Source organism: uncultured Methylovirgula sp., from assembly GCF_947646745.1.
In the GTDB taxonomy this organism is placed as follows: domain Bacteria; phylum Pseudomonadota; class Alphaproteobacteria; order Rhizobiales; family Beijerinckiaceae; genus Methylovirgula.
In genome coordinates this window covers 1-21,817 of the sequence record NZ_CANSHK010000014.1, presented here as the reverse complement: position 1 = coordinate 21,817, position 21,817 = coordinate 1, and the positions used below count along the sequence as shown (strand labels likewise).

The following is a 21,817-nucleotide window of genomic DNA, read 5'->3' as shown; positions in this document are numbered from 1 at the left end:
ATTTCAATGATATGGATGATCTATGGGTCTTCGGCTACGGCTCCTTGATGTGGCGGCCGGGCTTCCCTTACCTGGCACGCAAAATGGCGCGCGTCCGCGGCTATCACCGCGCGCTCTGCGTCTACTCGCATGTCCACCGCGGCACACCGGAGCGTCCGGGCCTCGTGCTGGGGCTTGACCGCGGCGGCTCCTGCCGCGGCATCGCTTTCCGCGTCGCCGCGGACCATCGCGACGAAACGATCGCCTATCTGCGGGCGCGCGAGCAGGTCACGTCCGTCTATCGCGAAGTGAATTTGGATGCCGAACTCGATGACGGCGGCAGCGTCACGGTTTTGACCTATGCGGTCGACCGCAATCATCTTCAATACGCCGGCCGGCTCGAGCGCGACGCTATCATCCGCCTTGTTGCGCAAGGCCAGGGCGTCTCCGGTGCGAATCCGGACTACGTCCGCGCCACCCAGGCCCATCTCGCCGAACTCGGCATTGCCGACGCCGTGCTCGACTGGCTCGCGAAGGAATTTGCTGCCACGGCGGCAGATTAAGCGTCAGTCACGTCCGAAGCAGCCGCGCGGCGCTCAAGCCGGCACGAGGCCGCGGGTCGGCTGACAGAGCGCCTCGATATCTTCAATCGCGGCGCGGCGCTTCTGCGGATCGGCGGTCAGAAGATGGACATGCCATTGCTGCGCGCCCGCGGCGATGGCGGCGCTCACGAACGCATGGCGGGCGACGGGGCCGGCGCCATGTTCGCATTGGCAGAAGCCGACGACCCGGCGCTGCCCCGCTGCATCGGCCTTGACCGCGATGACGATCGCCTCGGCGAAATCGGGCAGGCCACCCTCGCTGTCGCGCCGATCGACCGGAAAGACCGAGCAGATATAGCGCCGGCCGGAACGGCCAAGCCAAGCATGAAACCGCTCCGCCAAGTCGCCGCCGACAAGGCTTGCGAGCGCCGTATTGCTCGACGGCGCATCCTCAGGCTTGGCGCGCGGCGCCGCAGCCAGGCCGGCATTCTTGGCGCGCCAGCGCCGCAACAGGAACAAGAGCGACATGGCTCGGGCAGAGTCGCCGCAGGAGCTCTCGGTCCTTGGACAGAGGCTCGCCTGCGGTCCTTTGATGATCGTCATGATCGATTCCATGCACTCAATACCGAGTGATTCGCAAGAACAAAATTGGAACAAATCCCAGAAACCGGGTCAAGCCGAACGGCAACGGTCCCGTCAGCTCCGCGAAAGCCCCGCCGCCGCGGACGGACGGGCGAGGCTTGCATCTTTGGCCAAAGCCTCGGCGATCAGCCGGTCGCTGGCGGTCTCGATCCGGCTTTCAAGACTTTGCATGAACGTGTCTTTGTCGAGCGTGGCCGGAATCGGCGGCAGGAATTCCACGACCATGGTCCCGGGCTGGCGCATGAACTGGCGGCGCGGCCAGAACAGCCCGGAATTGAGCGCGACCGGAACGCAGCTGACCCCGGTCGCTTCAGCGAGCCGCGCGACGCCGGCCTTATAGAGCGGCGGGGCGCCGACGGGGCGGCGCGTGCCTTCGGGAAAGATGACGAGGCGGCGGTTCTTTGCGAATGTCGCCTTCGCCGCAGCGACGATCTGGCCGAGCACGCCGGCACGCTTGCTGCGGTCGATCGACACCTGTCCGCAGGCGCGCAGATACGAGCCAAACAGCGGAATGAAATCAAGCTCGCGCTTATAAATGAAGGTGAAATGCTTCACCGCCAGGATCAGCGCCAGCACATCGAGCGTCGATTGGTGCTTGGCGGCAATGATGGCCGCGCCGGCGGGCAAATTTTCTATTCCGCGAAATTCGACTTTGACGCCGCAGATTAACTCGAGCAGCGCGATCGACCAGCGCGCCCAGCGCCGCGCGTGGCTCTCGATCGCCTCGCCGCCCCGCGCCAAAGCCGGCAGCGCCGCGAGCATCAGCACGATGATGAGCAGATAGAAGCAGAGATTGAAAAGCGCCGATCGCAACAATCGCATGGTCGGTCTCGGCGCTCCTCAAGGGGCGACAGGGGCAGCCTGTTCGGCGAGGATGCGCACCGCGCAGGCCTCGGCGGCGGCGACGAAAGCGTCCATATCGCGCATCTGTGTCCGGTGATTGACGATCGCCGCGCGGATCACCGGCCGGCCACCGAGCTTGGTCGTCGACGGGGCCGCAACGCCGGCCTCGTGCAGGTCCATGACAATCGCGCGATTGATCCGCCCGGTCGCATCGCCCTTGACGCCGAAGCAGACGATGTTGAGCGTCACATCGGCGCTGAGTTCGAAAATCGACGATCGCCGGATCAGACTTTCGAGATGTCTCGCCACCCGGCAGGTCTGCGCAAGCGTGGCGCCGAGCCGCTCGGCGCCGAAAGCCTGGAAGGTGAACCAGGTCTTCAGCGCGCGGAAGCCACGCGACAGATCCGGGCCGAGATCGCAAGGCCAGATGTCGGCGGCGGCAAGGCCGCGCGGCGCGCGGGCCAAATAGGCGGCCGTGCTCATGAAGGTCTGGCGGTGCAGATCCGGATGCCGGCAGATGAAGAAGCCGGCATCATAAGGCACCTGCAGCCATTTGTGGAAATCGAGTGCGACCGAATCGGCGCGTTCGAGCCCCTTCACCAGCGGCTTCAGTTCCGGCGACAGAGCGCTGAGCGCGCCGAAGGCGCCGTCGATATGGAACCAGATGTTCTCCGCCGCGCAGAGATCGGCGAGCGCGGCGAGATCATCGATGGCACCGGTATTCACCGTCCCGGCCGAGCCGACGACGATGAAGGGCTGAAAGCCGGCCGCGCGATCCTGCGCGATCGCCGCATGCAGGGCTTTCACGTCCAATTGTCTTTTGCCGTCGACCGGGATGCGGCGCAGATAAGCCGAGCCGACGCCGGCCATTTCGAAAGCGCGCTCGATACAGGCATGCGCTTCGCTCGAGGCGTAGCCGACAAGCTGGGCGCTGGCGCGTAGGCCATGGGTGCGCACGTCTTCGCCCAAGACATCGGTGCGGGCGACGAGCGCGGCGATCATATTCGCCATCGACGAGCCGGTGACGAAGAGGCCGGAGGATTCGCGCGGAAAATCGAAGGCCTCGGCCAGCCACAGCGTGATCTCGCGCTCGACCTCGATGGCGATGTGATCGCGGCCGCCGCAATTCGAATTCATGCCCGCCGCCAGCATTTCGGCGACCATGCCGACCGGCGTGCCGCCGCCATGCACCCAGCCCATGAAGAGCGGATGGATATTGCCCGTCGCATAAGGCAGCATGGATGTTTGGAACGTATCGAGCAATTCGCCGAGCGGCTTGCCCTCGCGCGGCAGCGGCGACTTGAACGCCGCCCGCACGGCCGAGGGCGCCGGCTGCCAGACCTTGCGCTGGCGGACGTCGCGCAGATAATTGACCATCATATCGAGGCCGCGATGCGCCTCGGCGCGGAAGGCCTCCCAATCCGTCGGATCGAGGCTTTCGTCACGCTCCGTCGCAGAGGCGTCGCCGGCACCGTCGAAATCAGCAGGGCGGGTCAAATCTCTCCCTCTTGCGGCCTACAACCAGTCTTGACCGCCAAGGCCCTAGCCCAATTGCCGCCTCAAGCGCAAATAAGCAGCGGGAACGGGTGGCGCAATGCGGACAAAAGTCAATGGGCCGCAACAAAATAGCATAGGAGAGCACGGTGGACGTAGGGTTTATCGGACTGGGCGGCATGGGCGCGGCCATGGCGTCGCGGCTTATCGCGGCCGGGCATCGGGTGCGGGTCTGGAACCGGTCGCAGGCCGCAGTCGAGACATTGCGCGGCGAAGGGGCGGAGGCCGTCGGCGACCCGGCGGAAACGTTCCAAGCCGATGTCGTGCTTACGATGCTCGCCTCTGACGAGGTGATCGAAGAGGTGATCATCGCGCCCGGTCTGCTGGCGCATGCACGCCCCGGCCTCGTCCATCTCGTCACCGCAACGATCTCGGTCGATTTCGCCAAACGGCTCGAAACGCTGCATGCCGCAGCCGGTGTCGCCTATATCGGCGCGCCGGTACTGGGCCGCCCCGATGTCGCGGCCAAAGGTGAACTCAATGTGCTGGCCGCCGGCAAGGCCGCCGACATCGCCCGCGTCAAGTCGGTGCTCGACACGATCGGTAAGGCGACTTGGGTCGTCGGCGAGGCGCCGCATCTTGCCAATGTCGCCAAGCTCGCGGCCAATTTCGTCCTCGTCTCGGCGATCGAGGCGATGTCGGAAGCCTTCGCCTTCGGCGAGCGCCAGAATGTCCCGCCGCGGACGATCGCCGAAATCCTCACCGGAACCTTGTTCGCCGCCCCGGCTTACAAGACCTATAGCGCAGCCATCCTAGAACGAAAATTCGAGGCGGGATTCAAACTGGCGCTCGGACTGAAGGATGTCCGGCTAATGCTGGCGGCGGGCGAAAAGGCGGGCGCGCCGCTGCCTTTCGCCAGCGTCGTGCGAGATAATTTCGTCGACGCCATCGCGCATGGCGAAGGTGATAAGGATTGGGCGGCCGTATCGCGCGTGGCCTTCCGCCGCGCCGCGCTCGCCGACGAGTAACACAAGCCCACAGGGAGATGCGGCATGAGCGAATCGAGCAGTGAGACGAAAGGCCTCGATCTCACCCGCGGCGTGCCGTTGAGCGTGATCGGCGAAGGCGACCTTTTGCTCGGCCATGTCGGCGACGAGGCGGTGATCGTCGCCCGCAGCGGCGGCACGCTTTTCGCGATCGGGGCGACCTGCACGCACTACAACGGCCCCCTCGCCGAAGGGCTGATCGTCGGGGACACGGTGCGTTGTCCGCTGCACCATGCCTGTTTCAGCCTTCGCACCGGCGAAGCGCTCCGCGCCCCGGCGCTCGACCCGGTTTCAGCCTGGCGTGTCGACGAGCGCGACGGCGCCCTTTATGTGACCGAGAAGATCGCGCCGGCGCCGAAACCCGCCCTCGCCGGCGCGGCATTGCCGCAAAACATCGTCGTCGTCGGGGGCGGCGCCGCCGCCAATGCCGCAGCGGAAATGCTGCGGCGGGAGGGATTCGCCGGCCAAATCACGCTGCTCAGTGCCGACGACGCCGGTCCCGTCGACCGACCCAACCTGTCCAAGGATTATCTCGCTGGACAGGCGCAGGAGTCCTGGATTCCGCTGCGCTCAGCCAATTTCTACAAGAAGCACGGCATCGATCTCGTGCTGAAGGCGCGCGTCACCGGCCTCGATGCAGCGGCGAGAGAGGTGCGGCTTGCCGACGGCACGCGTCATGCCTACGACCGCTTGCTGCTCGCAACCGGCGCCGACCCCGTACATCTCGATATTCCAGGCGCCGATCGCGTGCGTTACCTGCGCAGTCTCGATGACAGCCGCGCCATCATTGCGGCAGCGGAAAAGGCCAAGCGTGCCGTCGTCATCGGCGCGAGCTTCATCGGTCTCGAAACGGCGGCCTCCTTGCGCGAGCGCGGCTTGGATGTCCACGTCGTCGGCCCCGAAGTGCGCCCGCTCGAAAAGGTGCTTGGACCCGAACTCGGCGATGTCATCCGCGCGCTGCATGAATCGCGCGGCGTGATGTTCCACCTTGGCACCAGTGCCACTGCAATTGACGATCGCGGCGTCACGCTCGGCAATGGCGCGACCCTGCCGGCAGATCTCATCGTCGCCGGCATCGGCGTGCGGCCGTCCCTCGCGCTCGCCGAGCAGGCCGGCCTCACGACCGACCGCGGCATCAGCGTCGACCAATATCTGGAAACGAGCGTGCCCGGCATTTTCGCCGCCGGCGATCTGGCGCGCTGGCCGGACCCGCTGTCGGGCCAAGCGATCCGGGTCGAACATTGGGTCGTCGCCGAACGGCAGGGTCAGGTCGCGGCGCTCAACATGCTCGGCCGCCGGCAACGCTATGACGACGTGCCGTTCTTCTGGAGCCAGCACTATGATGTCTTCATCCGCTACGTCGGCCATGCGGAAAAATGGGACCAGACGGCCATTGACGGCGACCTCGCCGGCGGGGACGGCCAGGTGGCCTATTTAAGCCAGGGCCGAAAGCTGGCGGTGGCGACCATTGGCCGCGACCGCGAATCCCTGATCGCCGAGGCCGGATTCGAGGCCCTGATCGCCGAATCCTGAAGCGGACTTCCTGCCGCTCTCGCCATGCGACATTGCCGCAGGACGCCGAGGCTTGCGCCACGCCCAAGATTCTTGCGAAGACCGGCGCTTGACATGGACGGCGCGGCCGGCCGCGCGAAAGGAACGCTATGCGACGGGCTTCGATCTTGGCGGCAAACGGACTGGCTCTTCTCATTGCCTCGGCGTGCACGGCCGGCGCCACGCCGGCCATCGCGGTCGCCCCGCAATATGATACGACGCATGTCTATGTCGCCTCGGATGACTTCGAGCGCTTCGTCAAAAGTTTCCTCGCGACCTTCGGCGGCACGGCAAGCAAAGAGATCATCGCCAACGTCACGCCGACGCCGAGCACGACGAAATCGCAGATCATCCACGCGCCGGTCGGTACGCTGTCGGTTTTCGGCTATGTCACGCCGATCCCGGCGCCCTTCGGCGCGGAACGCAACGGTTTTCTCGTCGCCGATTTCGATGCGGCGATTGCCGCAGCGCGCGCCGACGGCGCCGGCCTGATCGTCGCGCCCTTCGAGGACGCGATCGGCCGCAACGCCATCGTCCAATGGCCGGGCGGCGTCACCATGCAGCTCTATTGGCACAACGTCCCGCCGCATTATCCCGCCCTCGCGACAATCCCGGAAAACCGCGTCTATGTCGCGCCCGAACAGGCGGACGCCTTCATCCGCGCCTATCTCGCGTTCTCGCAAGGCACGGTCGTCGAGGATGATCGCAAGGCGCCGGGGATCGAGGTCGGCGAGCCGTTCCACACGTTTCGCCGGGTGCTGATCGACTCGCGCTTCGGCAAGACCCTGGTTCTCGCGACCGATGGGCAATTGCCCTATCCCTGGGGGCGCGAGACGACGGGCTTCGAAGTCGCCGATCTCGACGCGACGATCCTGAAGGCGGAAGCGGCCGGCGTGTTCGTCGTCGTCGAGCCGTTTTCGGCGGCGGGGCGGCGCACGGCTTTCTTCGAATTTCCCGGCGGCTATATTGCCGAAGTTCATACCGCAGCGAAATCTTGAGCGTTCAGGCGGCGTTCACCGCCCGCATTGGAGCTTCGGCCGCGCCCAGACCCGCACAGCCCTGCTTGGAATTGCCAAAATTCCGCTATTGGGTGGGGCGAGCGCGACAGGGAGCCGGCGCAAAAGATGAGAATTCTGCTCAACGATTATTCAGGCCATGCCTTCACCGTCGAACTGGCGCGCGAACTGGCCAAGCGTGGCCATAACGTCCTGCATCTTTCGCTCGGCGATTTTCAAAGCCCGAAAGGCGATCTCGCCCGCCAGCCCGGCGATCCCGCGACGTTCGAAGTCGAAGCCATCAGCCTTGGCAAGCCGTTCAAGAAATATGATTTCGTCGCCCGCCGCCGGCAGGAGATCGAATACGGCCGCCGCGTGACCGTGCGAATCGCGAGCTGGCAGCCCGATGTCGTCATCGGCTGCAACAATCCGCTTGATCCGCAGCAGGTGATTCAAACTTATTGCCGCGCACGTAATATTTGTTTCGTATTCTGGCTTCAGGACATTTATTCGAACGCGATCAAAGCCGTCCTGCGGAAGAAAATTCCTGTGGCTGGACATGCCATCGGTCTTTGGTACGAAGAATTGGAAAAACGCCTGTTGCGGCGGGCGGATCAGGTCATTGCCATCACTGAAGATTTCATCGCCCCGCTGATTGCTTGGCATGTGCCGCGTGAACGCATTTCGGTCATCGAGAACTGGGCGCCGAAAGACAAGATTTTGCTTCTGCCGCGCGACAATGAATGGAGCCGCGCGCACGGCCTGAACGGGAAATTTGTGCTGATGTATTCTGGAACGCTCGGCCTCAAACATAACCCGGCGCTGCTCGTTGCAGCCGCCGAGGCGTTCAAGGCCGAGCCCGCGGTTGCCGTCGTCGTGATCTCCGAAGGCAAATATGCCGACGAGGTGCGCGCGGCGGGAGAAGCGCGCGGACTTGCCAATCTGAGCGTCCTGCCTTTCCAGAGTTTCCAGGATTACAGCGCCGTTCTCGCAACCGGCGACGTGATGCTGGCGATGATCGAGCCGGACGCCGCCATTTACTCCGTGCCGTCGAAAGTTCTCTCCTATCTCAGCGGCGGCAAGGCCATCGTGCTCTCGGCCAATGCAGCCAATCTCGCGGCACGAATCTTGATGCGCTCCGGCGCCGGCGCGGTTGTCGCGCCGGACGACGAGGCAGGCTTTGTCGCGGCGATCCGGCGCTTCCTGAAAGATCCGGAGGCGCGGCAGAAAGCCGGCGCGGCGGCCCGCGCCTATGCGGACGAGAATTTCGATATCGGTGCAATCGCCGCACGCTTTGAAAGTATCCTGGCCGCATGCGCCAAACCCCCGGCATCCGGTGAGCGCCGGATAAACTGAGACGACCCGTGACCTGCATCATGTTCTTCTGGGAAAATTTCGGGCCGACCCATGTCGACCGCTGCGATGCCGTGGCCCGCGCCATGCCGCGCAAGGCGATCCTCGGCATCGAACTCAACCCGGCGAGCACGACCTATGGCTGGACACCGGAAACGGGGCAGCATTTCACCAAGCGGACGCTGCGCAGCGACCAATCGCGATGGGGGGCGCTGCGCACCGCCTTCGAGCTCGTCCGCGTCAGCGTCAGCTCGGGCGCAAGGCACGTCTTTCTCTGCCATTACAATGAGCCGAGCGTCCAAATCGCCGCCATGCTGATGCGGCTGCTACGCAAGCGGGTTTATCTTCTGCTCGATTCCAAATTCGACGACCGGCCGCGCTCGATCTGGCGCGAGGCACTGAAGGCGGTTTGGATCTGGCCCTATGTCGGCGCCATCGTCGGCTCGCGCCGCAGCCGCCAATATTTGAGCTTCCTCGGGCTGAGCAATGCCCGGATCGAAAATTATTACGACACGATCTCGGTCGAACGCATCCGCGGCGCCGCCGGCGTACCGCCCGCTCCCGCCGGGGTCGATTTCCACGACCGGCATTTCACGATCGTTTCGCGCCTTGTCGCCAAGAAGAATTTGTTTGTGGCGGTCGATGCCTTTGCCCTGTATGTATCGCGCACCAACCACCCGCGCCGGTTGCGGATTTTTGGAGACGGCGGCCTCGATCAGGAATTGCGCGATCACGTGCGCGAGTTGAACCTGACCGAATTCGTCACCTTCGAGGGCTTCCAGCAGACCGATGTGGTGAGCCAAGCGCTTGGATCGACGCTCGTGCTGATACAATCAAGCTCGGAAGAACAATTCGGTTTCGCTATTGTCGAGGCCTTGGCCATGGGCGTCCCGGTCATCGTCTCGGACAATTGCGGCGCGCGCGACGAATTCGTCCGCTCCGGCGTCAACGGTTTCGTCGTCCAGCCTGACAATGTCGAGGGCATTGCTTTTTTCCTCGGCCGGCTGGCGTCCGATCAATTGTTGTGGGAGCGGCTGTCGGCCGGCACCGCTGCCTTCGCCGCAGAAGCTGATGCCGTAAGCTTCGCCCAATCCGTCGGCCGGCTGACGGCGAGCGCCTGACACGTGCCGACGCGGCTCAGGAAGGTTGTCTTTCTCTGGGAAAATTTCGGCCCGATGCATGTCGACCGGCTGAGCGCCCTGGCGCGCGCCGTCGCCGACCAATGGGAGGTCATCGGCATCCAATGGACCGGCAAGAGCACGACCTATGATTGGGTCGCGCCGGATGCGAAAAACTTCAGCCTCGTCACGCTCTTTCCCGATCGAGCGCCGGTCTCGATCGGCTTCTGGCAGAAGCTGTGGCGCACGCTGTCGTTCTGCCTCAAATCCAAGGCCGATGCCTTTTTCTTCAGCCATTATAATGATCCGGTCATCATCATCACCTCGGCGATCCTGGCGCTGACCAACAAGCGCGTCTTCGGCATGCTGCTGTCGAAGTTCGACGATTACGACCGCACGATCCGCTGGGAAGTTTTCAAATCGCTCATCCTTCTCCCCTATGCCGGCTTCCTCACCAATCGCGGCCGGTCGGAGGAATACATCCACTTCCTGCGCGGCAGCAAAGTGCCGATCGCCTATGGCCACAACACGTTGTCGGTCGGCGAAATCCGCAGCTTGGCGGGCGCCGCGCCGGCACCCGGCGGCGCGCCGCACGCCGCGCGCCATTTCACCGCCATCACCCGCCTCGTGCCGAAAAAGAACCTCACCGTCTTGATCGACGCCTACGCGCTCTATCGCCAGGCGGTCGCCACGCCGCGCCCGTTGCACATCTGCGGCTCGGGCGAACTTGAAGCCGAATTGCGCGCGAAAATCGCCGCGCTCGATCTCGGCGGTCTTGTCCTTTTGCGCGGTTTCCTGCAGCGGCCGGAGATTGCGCACGAACTTGCCCAATCGCTTGCGCTCATCCTGCCAAGCATCGAAGAGCAGTTCGGCAATGTCATCATCGAGGCGCAGGCGATGGGCGTACCAACCATCATCTCGCACAATTGCGGCGCGCTTGAAACGCTCGTGCGCAGCGGCGTCAATGGTTTCGTCGTCGAGCCGGACAATCCCGCCGGCCTTGCGTTTTTCATGCAATGGCTGCACGAAGACGAAGATCTCTGGGAGCGCATGGCGCTCGGCTGCGCCCAGTTCCTGCCGCGCGCGGATACTCCCGCCTTCGTCGAGGGCGTCATGAAATTGCTATGATTTCCCAGAACTTTAGCGTTGCTGCCTGCAGATTTCCGGCAGCGAGGATTTAACCAGGAATGCTTGCCCGCCTTCTTCGCGGCATCGGCGCCAATGCCTTAAGCCAAATCGTCACCATCGGCCTGCAATTGGGGCTCGTTCCGGTGCTCGCCACGCATTGGGGCCTCAAGCTCTACGGCACCTGGTTGATGCTGTTCACGATCCCGTCCTACCTGGCGCTGGGCGACTTCGGCTTTGCCACGGCCGCCGGCGTGGACATGACGATGAAAGTCGCGCGCGGCGACAAGGACGGCACGCTCGTCACCTATCACAGCGCGCTGACCGCGATCACTCTCGTCTCCTCAACGGTGTTCCTGATTGCGGTGATCATCTGCGCGCTGCTACCGGCGCGCTGGATCACCTTCGACATTCCGGTCAGTCCCGGCGCAATCCGCGTGCTGCTGATCTTGATCGTCGCCTATGGGCTCATCTGTCTTGCGAGCAGCCTGTTGATGGCGGGATTCCGCTGTTCCGGCCTTTATGCGGTCGGCGTCGTCGGTCAATCCGTCACGCAATTGACGGAGGGTTGCGCCTGCATCGTCACGGTCCTTTGCGGCGGCTCGCTGCTTGCCGCGGCCTCGGCCTACCTGATTGCGCGCAGCATCTGCGTCATCGGCCAGGCGCTGCTGCTGACCTTTCAGGTGCCTTGGCTCCGGCTCGGATTTTCCGGCGCGAATTTTAACGAGATCAAGAGGCTCGCCAAACCGGCTTTTGCCGCCATGGCCTTGCCGTTCGCCCAGGCTGCCTTCCTGCAAGGCACACCGGTCATGCTCGGCGCCGCGACGAATGCCGCGACCGTGCCCGTCTTTACCACGGCGCGCACGCTGATCCGCGCCGGCGTGCAATTCACGACCCTGCTGAATCATGCCCTGATGCCCGAATTCTCGACCGCCGTCGCGCGCGGCGATACGCGCCTGCAGCGGCATTTCCTCTTTGCGACCTTCGCGACCGATGCGGCGATTCTCGTGCCCGGAGCATTGGTCCTGCTTCTCTTCGGGCAAAAGATCATCGCGCTCTGGACGCATCACACGGTGCATCCGAGCTTCGACCTTATCGCGGTTATGACCGCGGTGATGTTCGTCAATGGCATGTGGCTGCCGGTATCGAACCTGATCCTCGCCGCCAATCGCCACGCCACCTATTCCTATATCTTTCTCGCCGCCGCGATCGCGAGCGTCGCGCTCTGCTATCCTTTATCGCTGTGGCGGCAAGCGACCGGCGCCGGGCTTGCGCTGCTGGCGCTCGATTGCTTCATGTTCGTTGTTGTGATGCGCCTTGCCCATGCGCAAATTCTTAGGCCGAGCGGCGCGGGCAGTCCGCAAGACCAGATTTCGGAAGTCATATGACTCGCAACGTGGGGGTTTTTCACCCCGGGACACAGCATTCCTGGCAGACGGCGCGCGCGCTGCAGAACGCCGGCAAACTCGGCTGGTATGCGACCTCGATCTTCTACCGCGCGAACCGCTGGCCTTATCGCGCGCTCCCCTACCTGCCGGCAAAGCTGCGCGAAAGGCTGACGGCCGAATTCGGCCGCTTCTATCATCCGGCCGTCGCCCCGGACACGGTGCGGACCTTCGGCCTGCATGAATGGATCGAGCGCGGCTTGACCCGCGCCGGGCTTCGCCGCGCTGCCGCGCGCGTCAACATGGCCGGCAATAGTGTGTTCGCCAAATCGGTTTGCCGCCTGATCGAGCGCGAGCCGGTCGCCGCCGTCTGGGGCTACGATACGTCCTCAGCCGATGTGTTCGCCTTCGCCAAGCAACGCGGCATCGTCCGCATCCTCGACAAGACCATCGGCGATCCGCGCGTCTATAACGCGCTGATGAAGGAAATCTACGCGGAACATAAGCCCTTCTTCTCGAGTCCGAACTTCGCCGTTCCGCAAGCCGTCATCGATATTCAGGACAAGGAATATGACCTCGCCGACGGTATCGTCGTCGGCAGCGATTTCTGCCGCGACACGATTCTCGATCCGCTCGCCCGCCCCGACCTCGCCGGCAAGATCGATGTCCTGCCCTATTGCTTCGACGACGTCTTCTTCAAGCCGGGGCCCCCGCCGCTGCGGCCGAAAGACCGCCCGGTGCGTTTCCTCTTTCTGGGCCAGGCGGGGCCGCGCAAGGGGATCCACCTTCTGCTCAAGGCTTTCGCGCGGCTACCGCGCAATGCGGCGACGCTGACGATCGTCGGCCAAATGCAGGTGCCGGGCGCGACCTTCCGCCAATATGCCGACCTCGTCACCTTGATCCCGACCGTGCCGCGCGCCGCTGTCGCCGATTATCTCCGCGAGGCCGATTGTCTCGTCTTCCCGACCTATTTCGAAGGCTCGCCGATCACGATCTACGAAGCGCTCGCCTGCGGTTGCGCCATCATTCAGTCGAAGAATTCCAATCTCGACGCCATTCCGAAGTCCGGGCTCGCGCTCGAGCGGCTCGACGAGGAAAGCGTTCATGCGGCGCTCATGTACGTGATCGATAATCGCGACATCCTGCAAGCGTGGCAGCAGGCCGCGCCGCCCATTGCCGAAGGTTTTACTGTCGCCGCCTATCAGAAGGCGGTATTGGACTATCTCGGTAAAATCTTGGGAACGAAGGGATAAACACCCTAAAGCTGGTTCCGGAGGACAGTTTGCTCGCGCCGCCGTCAGAAGTCAGAATCGAGGACAAACCCCGGCAGGACGATTTTTATACTTCGCCCACCGCCGTTGTTTACATCTTCGGCGTCATCGATTCGCTCGTCCCTTTTTCGTATATTCTCAACGTCTATCCAAACTATTGGCATGCAGCGACGCTGGCGATCAAGCTGGCATTGTGCCTTGTATATTATAAATATATTTCCGTCAGCCGCATTGCGGTGATGTCGGCTCTTGTCTTGACTTCGATTATTCTGATTTCATCGGTCCCAGGCGGCTCGCAATTCTCAGACTACGTCAAGATCTTTGGCTTCATGACCCATGTCTTCATCACCTTGGCGATCGTCCGGCGCGACAATTTGCAGAAATATGTCCTGACCTGCGTCGGTGTGCTTTTCGCGAGCACGTTGATCTATCTGCTCGCGGCGAAAATGGGCCAGATCGACACCACCTTCGGCCGCTATTCCTATTTCCATCACTCGCATCCCAATCTCGGCTCTGAGATCATCGCCATGTCGGTGGTACTTGCCGCGTGCGTGCTCTCTTGGCCGCTGTTCCTCGTCGTAACGCTGCCGTCGCTTTATGCGATCCATTTGATGGAAGGGCGTGCCGCCTTTGTCGTTGCGGTCATTACCGTCGGCGCCAAGCTCGTCTATGAGGAATGGAACAACAAGAAACGCCTTGCTTTGATCCTCGGCGGGCTCGCCGCCGCCGGCGCGGCGCTTCTGCTTATCTCCAACAAGGCCTCCGCCCTGCTCGATTCAATTCTGCTGCTGCACGACAAATATCGCGGCCTAGGCTCGGGCTTTGTCGGGCGCGATCAGCTCTGGAGCGTGGCCTGGCATTGGTTTCTGGCGAGCCCGCTCATTGGCAATGGCGCCGGCTTCTTCGACCGCTACGGCGTCGAAGTCCATAATTTCTTTTTGTTCGGGCTCTCCGAGTTCGGCATCCTGTCACTCGTGATCTACGGGATGATCTTTTTTCTGCTTTACGATCTCTACCGTACCAACAGGAAATGGTTCTTCTGCTTCCTCGGCATCCCGGTCTTCTGGATGTTCAACGACCGTTTTTTCAATATCAATCCATATCCGTTCCTGTTCTATATCGTGCTCTTTGCGCAGGCGAACACGGCGGCCGCGGGGTGGCAGCCCGCGCTACAAAAGGCGAAATCGCCGGTCAATCCCGCGAGCTGAAACTCGAATGCGAGCCTAGAGCGGGATGCGAAAAAGTGGCGGCGGTTTTTCGCATCCCGCTCTAAATTTTGAGAACCGATCACGTTTATGATTTCGGATCGATACGATCGGAATCATCGTGATCTAGTGCACCACAACGCCGGTGCGTGACTGCACGTCTTGGAACGTGACTTCCTGGTTCTTCACGGTCACGCAGCGTTGCGCCGCGATCTGGTGGTTGGCGCTGCGACACGCCGCATAAAGCGTATCGCGGTCGACATCGCCGATCGGGTTGTGGTCATCGAACCCGTAAAGCTGCAGCGACGGCAGCCGATTGCAGGCGGCGATGCAGGCCGACAAAGTATTCGCCGGGCCGGTGATCACGAAACCCGAGCCTTTGGCTTTCGGATCGTGATTGTTGTCGAGCGCCGTGCAACTCGAGAATGTCGTCAGCTTGCAATCGATGATGAAGCCGTCGCCGAAATTGCGGTCGCCGCGACAGCCGGTCAGGCGATGATAGAGCCCTTGAACGACGAAGCCGACATCTGAAATCTCGCCGACGCAATTGGTGATGAAATGATTGGCGTCGCGAATGAGGAAGGCGGCGATCGTGCGGTCCGAGCCGTTGCCGCTCAGCGCGTGCAGCGACGTGTTGGCCTCGATGCGGTTGAGATAATGATCCGTGCCGCCGATGGTGATGGCGCCGGCGAGCTTTGGCCGGCCGCGATTGAGCAGGACATTCGTTGTCAACACGTCTTCGATCACACAGGCCATGCCGCTCGTGATGACGATCGCCTCGTCGGCGAAATTGTCGAATTGCGCGACCTTGATCGCGCACCAGCTCGCCTTTTGCAGGCGGATGCCGCCGGCGGCGAGGTTCGGCCCGCCGCCGCGGAAATTGATGCCCGTCACGGCCGCCGCGGTGACGCCTTTTTCCGGCGTGTCGAGGCAGAAGCCCGGATGCGTGCAGCGCAAAGCCGTGCCGAGAATCTTGCTCGGGGCGTAGCCATAGGCTGCCGCGGTCGACGACAGCGTGACCCCGTTCTTCAAGATCACGTTGTTACAAATGTAGGACCCAGGCGGCACGCGCACGACGCCGCCGCCGCGCGCCGCAGACCAGTCGATCGCCGCCTGGAAAGCAATGCTGTCGTCAATGTCGTCGTCGCCCCGCGCGCCGAACCAGCAGACATTCACATCGCCCGAAAAGACGCGCACGAAACGCCCAGGCTGGCCCTCGGCGACGCTATCCGGCCGGACATAGATCGCATTGTCGTCCGGCTCCTGCGAATTGGCGACCCAGCGGAAGGTGCCGCCGCCGCGGTCGTTGTCGGCGTGGTGGTTGAGAACGATGACATCGATGTCGGCGAGATCATGCGGGTCGTCGACGCTGCGCAGATCGGACAGCGTCGCAAACCGGTTCTGCGTTGCGAGCGGCTGCGGATCGGGATCGGGATCGGCCGCTGCGGCTCGGCGCTCGCCGAGCGCATAGGCGCCGGAGCCGACAAAGCCGCCGAAGATGAGCTTAAGAAGATTGCGGCGCCTCAGGAGATCTTTATTCAATATGCGCATAGGGTCTCGATTGTCCTCATGTGCCGCCGCCCGAGGCTCAATAAGCCAAGCGACGACTATAGTCACGCCGGACGCCGCAACCGCCGCCGCGCGGCGCGCAAAAAATGCCCGATGAACTTGCGCGCGCTCTTTCGGCCGACGCCCATCAGCCGCGCAAGCCAGGCGTTGAGACGGACGGGATCGGTGGGAATAGATTGGCCCGCCGCCAGCCGGGCAAAGAGATCGGCAAAACCGTAGGTCTTTTCCGACGGCAGGTGCCAGACCGGGCGCTTGAGATCGGCCGCTTCGGTATTGTTGAGTTTCCAGGTCGTCCAGATTCGTCGGGCGATCGCATTGGCGTTCGGCGCCCGCAGCCCGAGCCGCCACATGAGATAGCTGAAGAAATGCGCCTCGTCGGAGAAATAGGCTTGGCCTGCGGCCGCCAAGGCATCGTTCTCGATCCGCACCTCTTTGGCGAGCGGCAGAAGCCGCGCAAGCAGCGCACCGCTCAGGCCATAGAACTCGCCGCCGAAATAGTCGGGCGGCGAAGCAGGTCGCGTGCCGCCGACTTCGGCATAGACGTCCATCGCCTGCCGGCGCGACAGGCCGTTGGCGTCTTCATCCGCGCCGACATCGACAGTGATGAGCAGAGCGCCGTCGCGCCGTGCCAGCGCAAAAGCCGGGTCGAGATCGCCGACGATCAGACAATCGTTGTCCATGACCAGCAGCGTATCGTCGGCATCGAGCCGCCCCGCCGCATAGTCGAGAATGTCGAACAGGAAATATTGATTGAACCACGGGCGTCGCGTGCCGGCCGGCGCCCAGGTGTAGCGCAAAGTCACAAGCTCGACGCCGAAATCGGCGAGCGCCCGGTTGAGATCGATGCCGCCGACAACGGGAAGCGTCGCAACATTGGTGAAGAGCAGAAGCCTGACGCCCTCCTTCTTGAGAAAGGCTTTGGCGCTCCAAAAGAACGTATAGACGCAGCGCCAGTAGATGTTCTGCGTCGCCTGGCTCGTCGTCAGGCCGCCGACCTGCGGGTAAAGCCCGCCTTCCTGCGGCGACTCGACATACATCCACGTTGACACGTAATCGGTGGCGCTCATCTTCCGTTCAACCAATTTGGTGTGGTTTCAGCCGTTCGGCGTGATTGGATACATCAGGTGACGGGTTCGATAAAATGACAGGCGGCGAAAAAAACGGGCGGCCGCTCAGGGTCGGGCTTTTGACCGCGCGCGTCTCGCGCCGCGGCGGCGGCGTGTTCGAGGCGGTGCTGGCCGAGGCCCAGGCGCTCGAAGCGCAGGGCGGCCTGGTGCCCATCGTCTTCGGTGCCGCCGATCCGTTCACGGCCGAGGACCGCAAGCGCTTCGGCACGATCGGGACGATCACCGTGCCGCGCCGCGGGCCGGCGGCCTTCGACTATGCGCCCGGGCTTCTGGCAGAGCTTCTCGCCGCCGATCTCGATGTCCTGCATCTGCATGGAATTTGGCAATATGCCTCGCTTTGCGGCGCGCTGTGGGCGGAACGGACGGGGCGGCCCTATGTGATTTCCCCGCACGGGATGCTCGACCCGTGGATTACGGCACGCGGCCGCTGGAAAAAGACGCTGGCGCGGCTTGGCTATGAACGGCGCAGCTGGCGCGCCGCCCGCCTGTTTCACGCCTTGACCGCCGCCGAGGCCGAAGACATCGCGCGCGAGACCGGCGCCGAGGACGCGCGCATCGCCATCGTGCCGAACTATGTAGCGGCAGAGGCCGACCGTGCGCCAAGCCCACGTTCGGACCTCGTCTTTTTTATCGGCCGCATTCACCCGAAGAAGAACCTCGATCCGCTGATCGAGGCTTGGGCTGCGGCCGGCGGCGGCGCGGCCGGGTGGCGGCTCGCCATCGCTGGCTGGGGCGAGGCCGCGCACGTAGCGGCGCTGCGCAGCAAACTCGCCGCAGCCGCCGACCCGTCGATCGATTTCCTCGGCCCGATCTATGGCGCGGCGAAAGCGAACCTGCTGGGCGAGGCCCGTTTCGTCGTCCTCCCCTCCCTGAGCGAAGGCCTGCCGATGGCAATTCTCGAAGCCTGGGCTGCCGCGACCCCCACCTTGATGTCGGCAGCCTGCAATCTGCCGGACGGTTTCGCGCAAGGCGCGGCGCTCGACTGCGGAACCGACGCGGATGCCATCGCCGCAGCGCTGCGGCGCGCCTTCGCTTTGCCCGCGGGCGAATGGGAAAAAATGTCGGCGGCCGCCCGCGACCTTGCGATAACCCGTTTCTCGCCGCAGGCGGTCGCGGCGCAATGGAGCACGATCTATCGCCGGCTCCGGGCCGGGCTATAATGATCGCATGAGCATTCTCGACGCGCGGAAAACCAAGCCGCTCGAAGGCGGCGCGAGCTTCAGCCTCGCCAATCGTGCCTATCGCGCATTGTGGCAGATCGCCTGGGCGGCCCTTGCCGCCTGGACTCCACCGCCGTTTTTCGGCTGGCGGACCGCGCTGCTGCGCCTCTTCGGCGCGCAGATCGCTTCGACCGCCCGCGTCTATGGCAAGACGCGCATCTGGTATCCGGCGAATCTGACGATGGACGAACATGCGCTGCTCGGTCCCGGCGTCAATTGCTATAATCAGGCGCCGATCGCGATCGGCGCGAAAGCCGTCGTCTCGCAAGGCGCGCATCTCTGCGCCGGCTCGCACGATATCAACGATCCCGATTTCCAATTGATTGCCAAGCCGATCAGCATCGGACCGCAGGCCTGGGTGGCGGCGGAAGCCTTTGTCGGTCCCGGAGTCACGATCGGCGAAGGCGCGGTGCTGGGCGCTCGCGGCGTCGCGTTTCGCGATATCGAGCCCTGGGCGGTCTATGCCGGCAATCCGGCGCGCAAATTGAAGGAGCGACCGCGCTTTTGACTGCGCGGCCGGACGGGCCGCGCCTCAATAGGCTTGCTGGCGGGTGACTTCGAGGCAGGTGCGCAGGATAATCTTGAGGTCGAGCGTCAGCGACCAATTGTTGATGTACCAAAGGTCAAGCTCGACACGCTTGCGCATATCCTCGACCTTGGCCGTCTCGCCGCGCTGGCCGTTGACCTGCGCCCACCCGCTCATGCCCGGCTTGACGTGATGGCGGAACGCGTAGGTGGCGATGATCTGGCGATAATGGTCGTCATGCGCCAGAGCGTGCGGCCGCGGGCCGATGAGCGACATGTCGCCCTTGATGACATTGAAGAGCTGCGGCAGCTCGTCGATGCTGGTTCGGCGCAGCCACGCACCGACGCGCGTGACGCGGCGGTCGCCGCGTGCCGCCTGGACGACGACCGGGCCGTCTTCCATCACGTTCATGGTGCGGAACTTGTAGATGTGAAACTTCTGTCCGTCGAAGCCGGTCCGCTGCTGACGGAACAGCACCGGGCCTTTGCTGTCGAGCTTCACGGCCACGCCGACCAGCAGCATCAGCGGCATGAGGGCAAGCGTCGCGACCGTGGCCAGCAGCGTGTCAAAGGCGCGCTTGACGAAGCGCTCGAAATGGGTGAGCGGCGCGCGCTGCAATTCGACCGAAAGCATCGTCTCCGGCGCGAAGTCCGCCCGCCGATCGATCGTCGCGCGCACGGTCCGGTCGGGGAGCAGGCGCACCGCCAGCGGCGAGGCGCGGAAGCGCTCTTTGATCTTTTCGATGACCTCGGTGCGGCGCCAATCGACGGCGATGACGAGTTCGTCGGCGTGATGGCGGCGGGCGACATCGATGGCGAGATCGAGCGCGGCGACATCGAGCCCTTCGACGGTCTTTTCGCCGGCGCCGGCGATCGTCACCCGCGCCAGTTCCTTGAGGCCGAAATGGACCAGCAGGTTCTTGGCGCTGAGATGGCCGAGTTCGGCCGGTTCGCCGACGATCACCGCACGGCGTCCGACGATGCCGCCCTGGGCGATGACCGAACGCATCAGCCGCGCCGAGACCAGCCGGGCGCCGAGCAGGACCGCCAATTCGGTGAAGGCGAAAATGATGATCGTGCCGCGCGAGAAGATGGTCCCGACGCGCAACAGGAAGAGAACCGCGGTCAGCGACAGGAGCACCGTACCCCAGACGAAGACGATCTTGGAGACGTTCTTCTGCGGATTGAGCGTCGCCTGCATGCTGTAGAGGCCGAGCGCCTTGGCAAGCAGGATGTAGCCGAGGCCGCCGCAGAAGCCGATCCCGAGCGCGATATCGGTCTGTACGATGTCGTGGCGGATGAGAACATTATAGAACCAGTCGGCGAACAAACTCGACAGGACGATCAGACCGCCGTCGACGGCGCCGACAAAAGCGGCAACCGTGTAATAGGAAATAGTCAGTCGACGGGAGACCCAGGAGGTATTTGCCGGGCTGGCAATGCGGACAATCTGATTCATGAACTCTCACACCACGCAGAGATCGCAGAATGAAATCCGGAGAGGATGGAGGGACGTTCCTCTCTAAAAAAGACCTCTAATTGTTTCTGTATGAACGGCGCCTGTACGCGGCCGTTTCTGAAAGATTTGTAATCTGCGAAGCAACGATCGGGCCAAAAGCGGGCGCAATGGTACGCCCGCCGGCAAAGCGATGAGAGCCATCTGGAATGAATTGAACTCTTCGAGGGCAAGTTGCCCGTATCCGGGCAGATGGATGACTGCGGCACGTCCCCGCAGTCATCCGCCCGACCGTCAGCGGCCGGATTCCGCCTTGCCGGCGCGATCGAGCACCGCGAATTCCTCGTCGGACAGCGTGATCTCGACAGCAGCCACGTTCTCTTCGAGATGCGAGACTTTCGAGGTGCCGGGAATGGGAAGCATGACGGGGCTGCGCTTCAACAGCCAGGCGAGCGCCACTTGGCTCGGCGCATGGTTATGCGCCAGGGCGATCTTGTCGAGCACCGAGCCCTTCTCGGTGAGCTTGCCCGCCGCCAACGGATACCAAGGGATGAAACCGATGCCATGGGCCTCGCAATAGGCGAGCACGTCCTCGCTGCCGCGGTCGACGAGATTGTAGCGGTTCTGAACGGTCGCGACCTTGAACACTTTTTGCGCCGCCTGGATCTCTTCGACGGAGACCTCGCTGAGCCCCGCATGGGCGATGACGCCTTCCTCGAGGAGCGATTTGACTGCCGCGAACTGCTCGTCACGGGGAACCTGCGGGTCGATCCGGTGCAATTGCCAGAGGTCGATGCGTTCCACGCCAAGCTTCTTGAGGCTTCTGTGCGCCTCGGCGCGCAGATAATCCGGCTTGCCGTTCGGCGTCCAGCGATCCGGGCCAGGCCGTTCAAGGCCGCCCTTGGTGGCGATAAAAAGCCCTTTATAAGGATGAAGCGCCTCGCGGATCAGTTCCTCGGAGACGTCCGGCCCATAGGAATTGGCGGTATCGATAAAATTGATGCCGAGCTCCGGCAGCCGCCGCAAGGTCCGCAACGCCTCGGCGCGATCTTCCGGCGGTCCCCAGATGCCGGGGCCGGTTACACGCATGGCGCCGAAGCCGAGCCGGTGGATTTTGACCGTGCCGTCGACGGCGAACGTGCCGGACCTGGTCGCGTCGAGATGTACCATTTGGTGCTCCATGGGGTGCTTTGCTGCCTTCCATAGCTAGCGACGCGCGCGGCATTTGCCAGGCCTGCGGCGCACGCGCCGCAGGCCAAATCATCGGCCTCCAGCCAATGTGATCAGCGCTTGTCTTCCTTGTGGCCGCCCGGATGTGGCGGATGGGCATGCATGGCCGGCTCGCTGCGGGGCGCCGCGTGCATGGCCGGC

The 21,817-nt window shown here is 63.4% G+C and carries 19 protein-coding genes; 12 read left to right on the top strand and 7 right to left on the bottom strand.

The window, feature by feature from the left end:
• Nucleotides 1–11: 11 nt before the first annotated feature.
• A complete protein-coding gene (locus Q0025_RS05840) occupies nucleotides 12–542 on the top strand; it encodes a gamma-glutamylcyclotransferase (protein WP_297296953.1) in 531 nt (176 codons plus the stop codon).
• A gap of 33 nt (nucleotides 543–575) precedes the next feature.
• On the opposite strand, the gene Q0025_RS05835 is transcribed toward Q0025_RS05840, so the two are convergent.
• From Q0025_RS05835 to Q0025_RS05825, 3 genes are all read right to left on the bottom strand, one after another.
• Complete coding sequence (locus Q0025_RS05835; RefSeq protein WP_297296951.1) at nucleotides 576–1,124, bottom strand: hypothetical protein; 549 nt, start codon at nucleotides 1,122–1,124, stop codon at nucleotides 576–578.
• Nucleotides 1,125–1,217: 93 nt separating this feature from the next.
• Complete coding sequence (locus tag Q0025_RS05830; protein WP_297296950.1) at nucleotides 1,218–1,985, bottom strand: 1-acyl-sn-glycerol-3-phosphate acyltransferase; 768 nt, start codon at nucleotides 1,983–1,985, stop codon at nucleotides 1,218–1,220.
• Nucleotides 1,986–2,003: 18 nt separating this feature from the next.
• Entirely contained in the window at nucleotides 2,004–3,503 is a 1,500-nt protein-coding gene (locus Q0025_RS05825; protein WP_297296949.1) for a pyridoxal-dependent decarboxylase, read from the bottom strand.
• A 146-nt stretch (nucleotides 3,504–3,649) separates the two neighbouring features.
• Here Q0025_RS05825 and Q0025_RS05820 point away from each other — a divergent pair, with 146 nt between their 5' ends.
• The 9 genes from Q0025_RS05820 to Q0025_RS05780 all read left to right on the top strand — a co-directional run bounded on the left by Q0025_RS05820 (nucleotide 3,650) and on the right by Q0025_RS05780 (nucleotide 14,552).
• Nucleotides 3,650–4,528, top strand: coding sequence for an NAD(P)-dependent oxidoreductase (locus tag Q0025_RS05820; RefSeq protein WP_297296948.1), 879 nt, complete (start codon nucleotides 3,650–3,652; stop codon nucleotides 4,526–4,528).
• A gap of 24 nt (nucleotides 4,529–4,552) precedes the next feature.
• Entirely contained in the window at nucleotides 4,553–6,079 is a 1,527-nt protein-coding gene (locus tag Q0025_RS05815; RefSeq protein WP_297296946.1) for an FAD-dependent oxidoreductase, read from the top strand.
• A gap of 146 nt (nucleotides 6,080–6,225) precedes the next feature.
• Complete coding sequence (locus tag Q0025_RS05810) at nucleotides 6,226–7,095, top strand: glyoxalase (RefSeq protein ID WP_297296944.1); 870 nt, start codon at nucleotides 6,226–6,228, stop codon at nucleotides 7,093–7,095.
• 126 nt (nucleotides 7,096–7,221) lie between these two features.
• Entirely contained in the window at nucleotides 7,222–8,448 is a 1,227-nt protein-coding gene (locus Q0025_RS05805; protein WP_297296942.1) for a glycosyltransferase family 4 protein, read from the top strand.
• A gap of 8 nt (nucleotides 8,449–8,456) precedes the next feature.
• Complete coding sequence (locus Q0025_RS05800; protein WP_297296940.1) at nucleotides 8,457–9,566, top strand: glycosyltransferase; 1,110 nt, start codon at nucleotides 8,457–8,459, stop codon at nucleotides 9,564–9,566.
• 3 nt (nucleotides 9,567–9,569) lie between these two features.
• The gene (locus tag Q0025_RS05795; RefSeq protein WP_297296938.1) at nucleotides 9,570–10,691 is read left to right on the top strand and encodes a glycosyltransferase; all 1,122 of its coding nucleotides are present in this window, start codon (nucleotides 9,570–9,572) and stop codon (nucleotides 10,689–10,691) included.
• Nucleotides 10,692–10,750: 59 nt separating this feature from the next.
• Nucleotides 10,751–12,076, top strand: coding sequence for a hypothetical protein (locus Q0025_RS05790; RefSeq protein ID WP_297296936.1), 1,326 nt, complete (start codon nucleotides 10,751–10,753; stop codon nucleotides 12,074–12,076).
• Nucleotides 12,073–13,326: a glycosyltransferase gene (locus tag Q0025_RS05785; protein WP_297296934.1), complete on the top strand. Its 1,254-nt coding sequence runs from the start codon at nucleotides 12,073–12,075 to the stop codon at nucleotides 13,324–13,326. Before Q0025_RS05790 ends, Q0025_RS05785 begins: the two co-directional genes overlap by 4 nt.
• Nucleotides 13,327–13,355: 29 nt before the next feature.
• Nucleotides 13,356–14,552 (top strand): hypothetical protein, encoded by a 1,197-nt coding sequence (locus tag Q0025_RS05780; protein WP_297296932.1) that lies wholly within the window; start codon nucleotides 13,356–13,358, stop codon nucleotides 14,550–14,552.
• A 123-nt stretch (nucleotides 14,553–14,675) separates the two neighbouring features.
• Here the strand turns inward: Q0025_RS05780 and Q0025_RS05775 are convergent, their stop codons facing one another.
• Together Q0025_RS05775 and Q0025_RS05770 are read right to left on the bottom strand one after the other, a co-directional pair.
• On the bottom strand, nucleotides 14,676–16,100 hold the full coding sequence (locus tag Q0025_RS05775) for a glycosyl hydrolase family 28-related protein (protein ID WP_297296930.1): 1,425 nt from the start codon (nucleotides 16,098–16,100) through the stop codon (nucleotides 14,676–14,678).
• Nucleotides 16,101–16,162: 62 nt separating this feature from the next.
• On the bottom strand, nucleotides 16,163–17,185 hold the full coding sequence (locus Q0025_RS05770; RefSeq protein WP_297296928.1) for a hypothetical protein: 1,023 nt from the start codon (nucleotides 17,183–17,185) through the stop codon (nucleotides 16,163–16,165).
• Nucleotides 17,186–17,259: 74 nt separating this feature from the next.
• Here Q0025_RS05770 and Q0025_RS05765 point away from each other — a divergent pair, with 74 nt between their 5' ends.
• The gene (locus Q0025_RS05765; protein WP_297296926.1) at nucleotides 17,260–18,405 is read left to right on the top strand and encodes a glycosyltransferase; all 1,146 of its coding nucleotides are present in this window, start codon (nucleotides 17,260–17,262) and stop codon (nucleotides 18,403–18,405) included.
• 7 nt (nucleotides 18,406–18,412) lie between these two features.
• Nucleotides 18,413–18,973, top strand: a complete 561-nt coding sequence (locus Q0025_RS05760) for a putative colanic acid biosynthesis acetyltransferase (protein ID WP_297296924.1) — start codon at nucleotides 18,413–18,415, stop codon at nucleotides 18,971–18,973.
• A gap of 24 nt (nucleotides 18,974–18,997) precedes the next feature.
• Here the strand turns inward: Q0025_RS05760 and Q0025_RS05755 are convergent, their stop codons facing one another.
• Both Q0025_RS05755 and Q0025_RS05750 read right to left on the bottom strand, forming a co-directional pair.
• The gene (locus tag Q0025_RS05755) at nucleotides 18,998–20,449 is read right to left on the bottom strand and encodes an undecaprenyl-phosphate glucose phosphotransferase (RefSeq protein WP_297296922.1); all 1,452 of its coding nucleotides are present in this window, start codon (nucleotides 20,447–20,449) and stop codon (nucleotides 18,998–19,000) included.
• Nucleotides 20,450–20,740: 291 nt separating this feature from the next.
• On the bottom strand, nucleotides 20,741–21,616 hold the full coding sequence (locus Q0025_RS05750) for an aldo/keto reductase (RefSeq protein ID WP_297296920.1): 876 nt from the start codon (nucleotides 21,614–21,616) through the stop codon (nucleotides 20,741–20,743).
• Nucleotides 21,617–21,817: the final 201 nt, after the last annotated feature.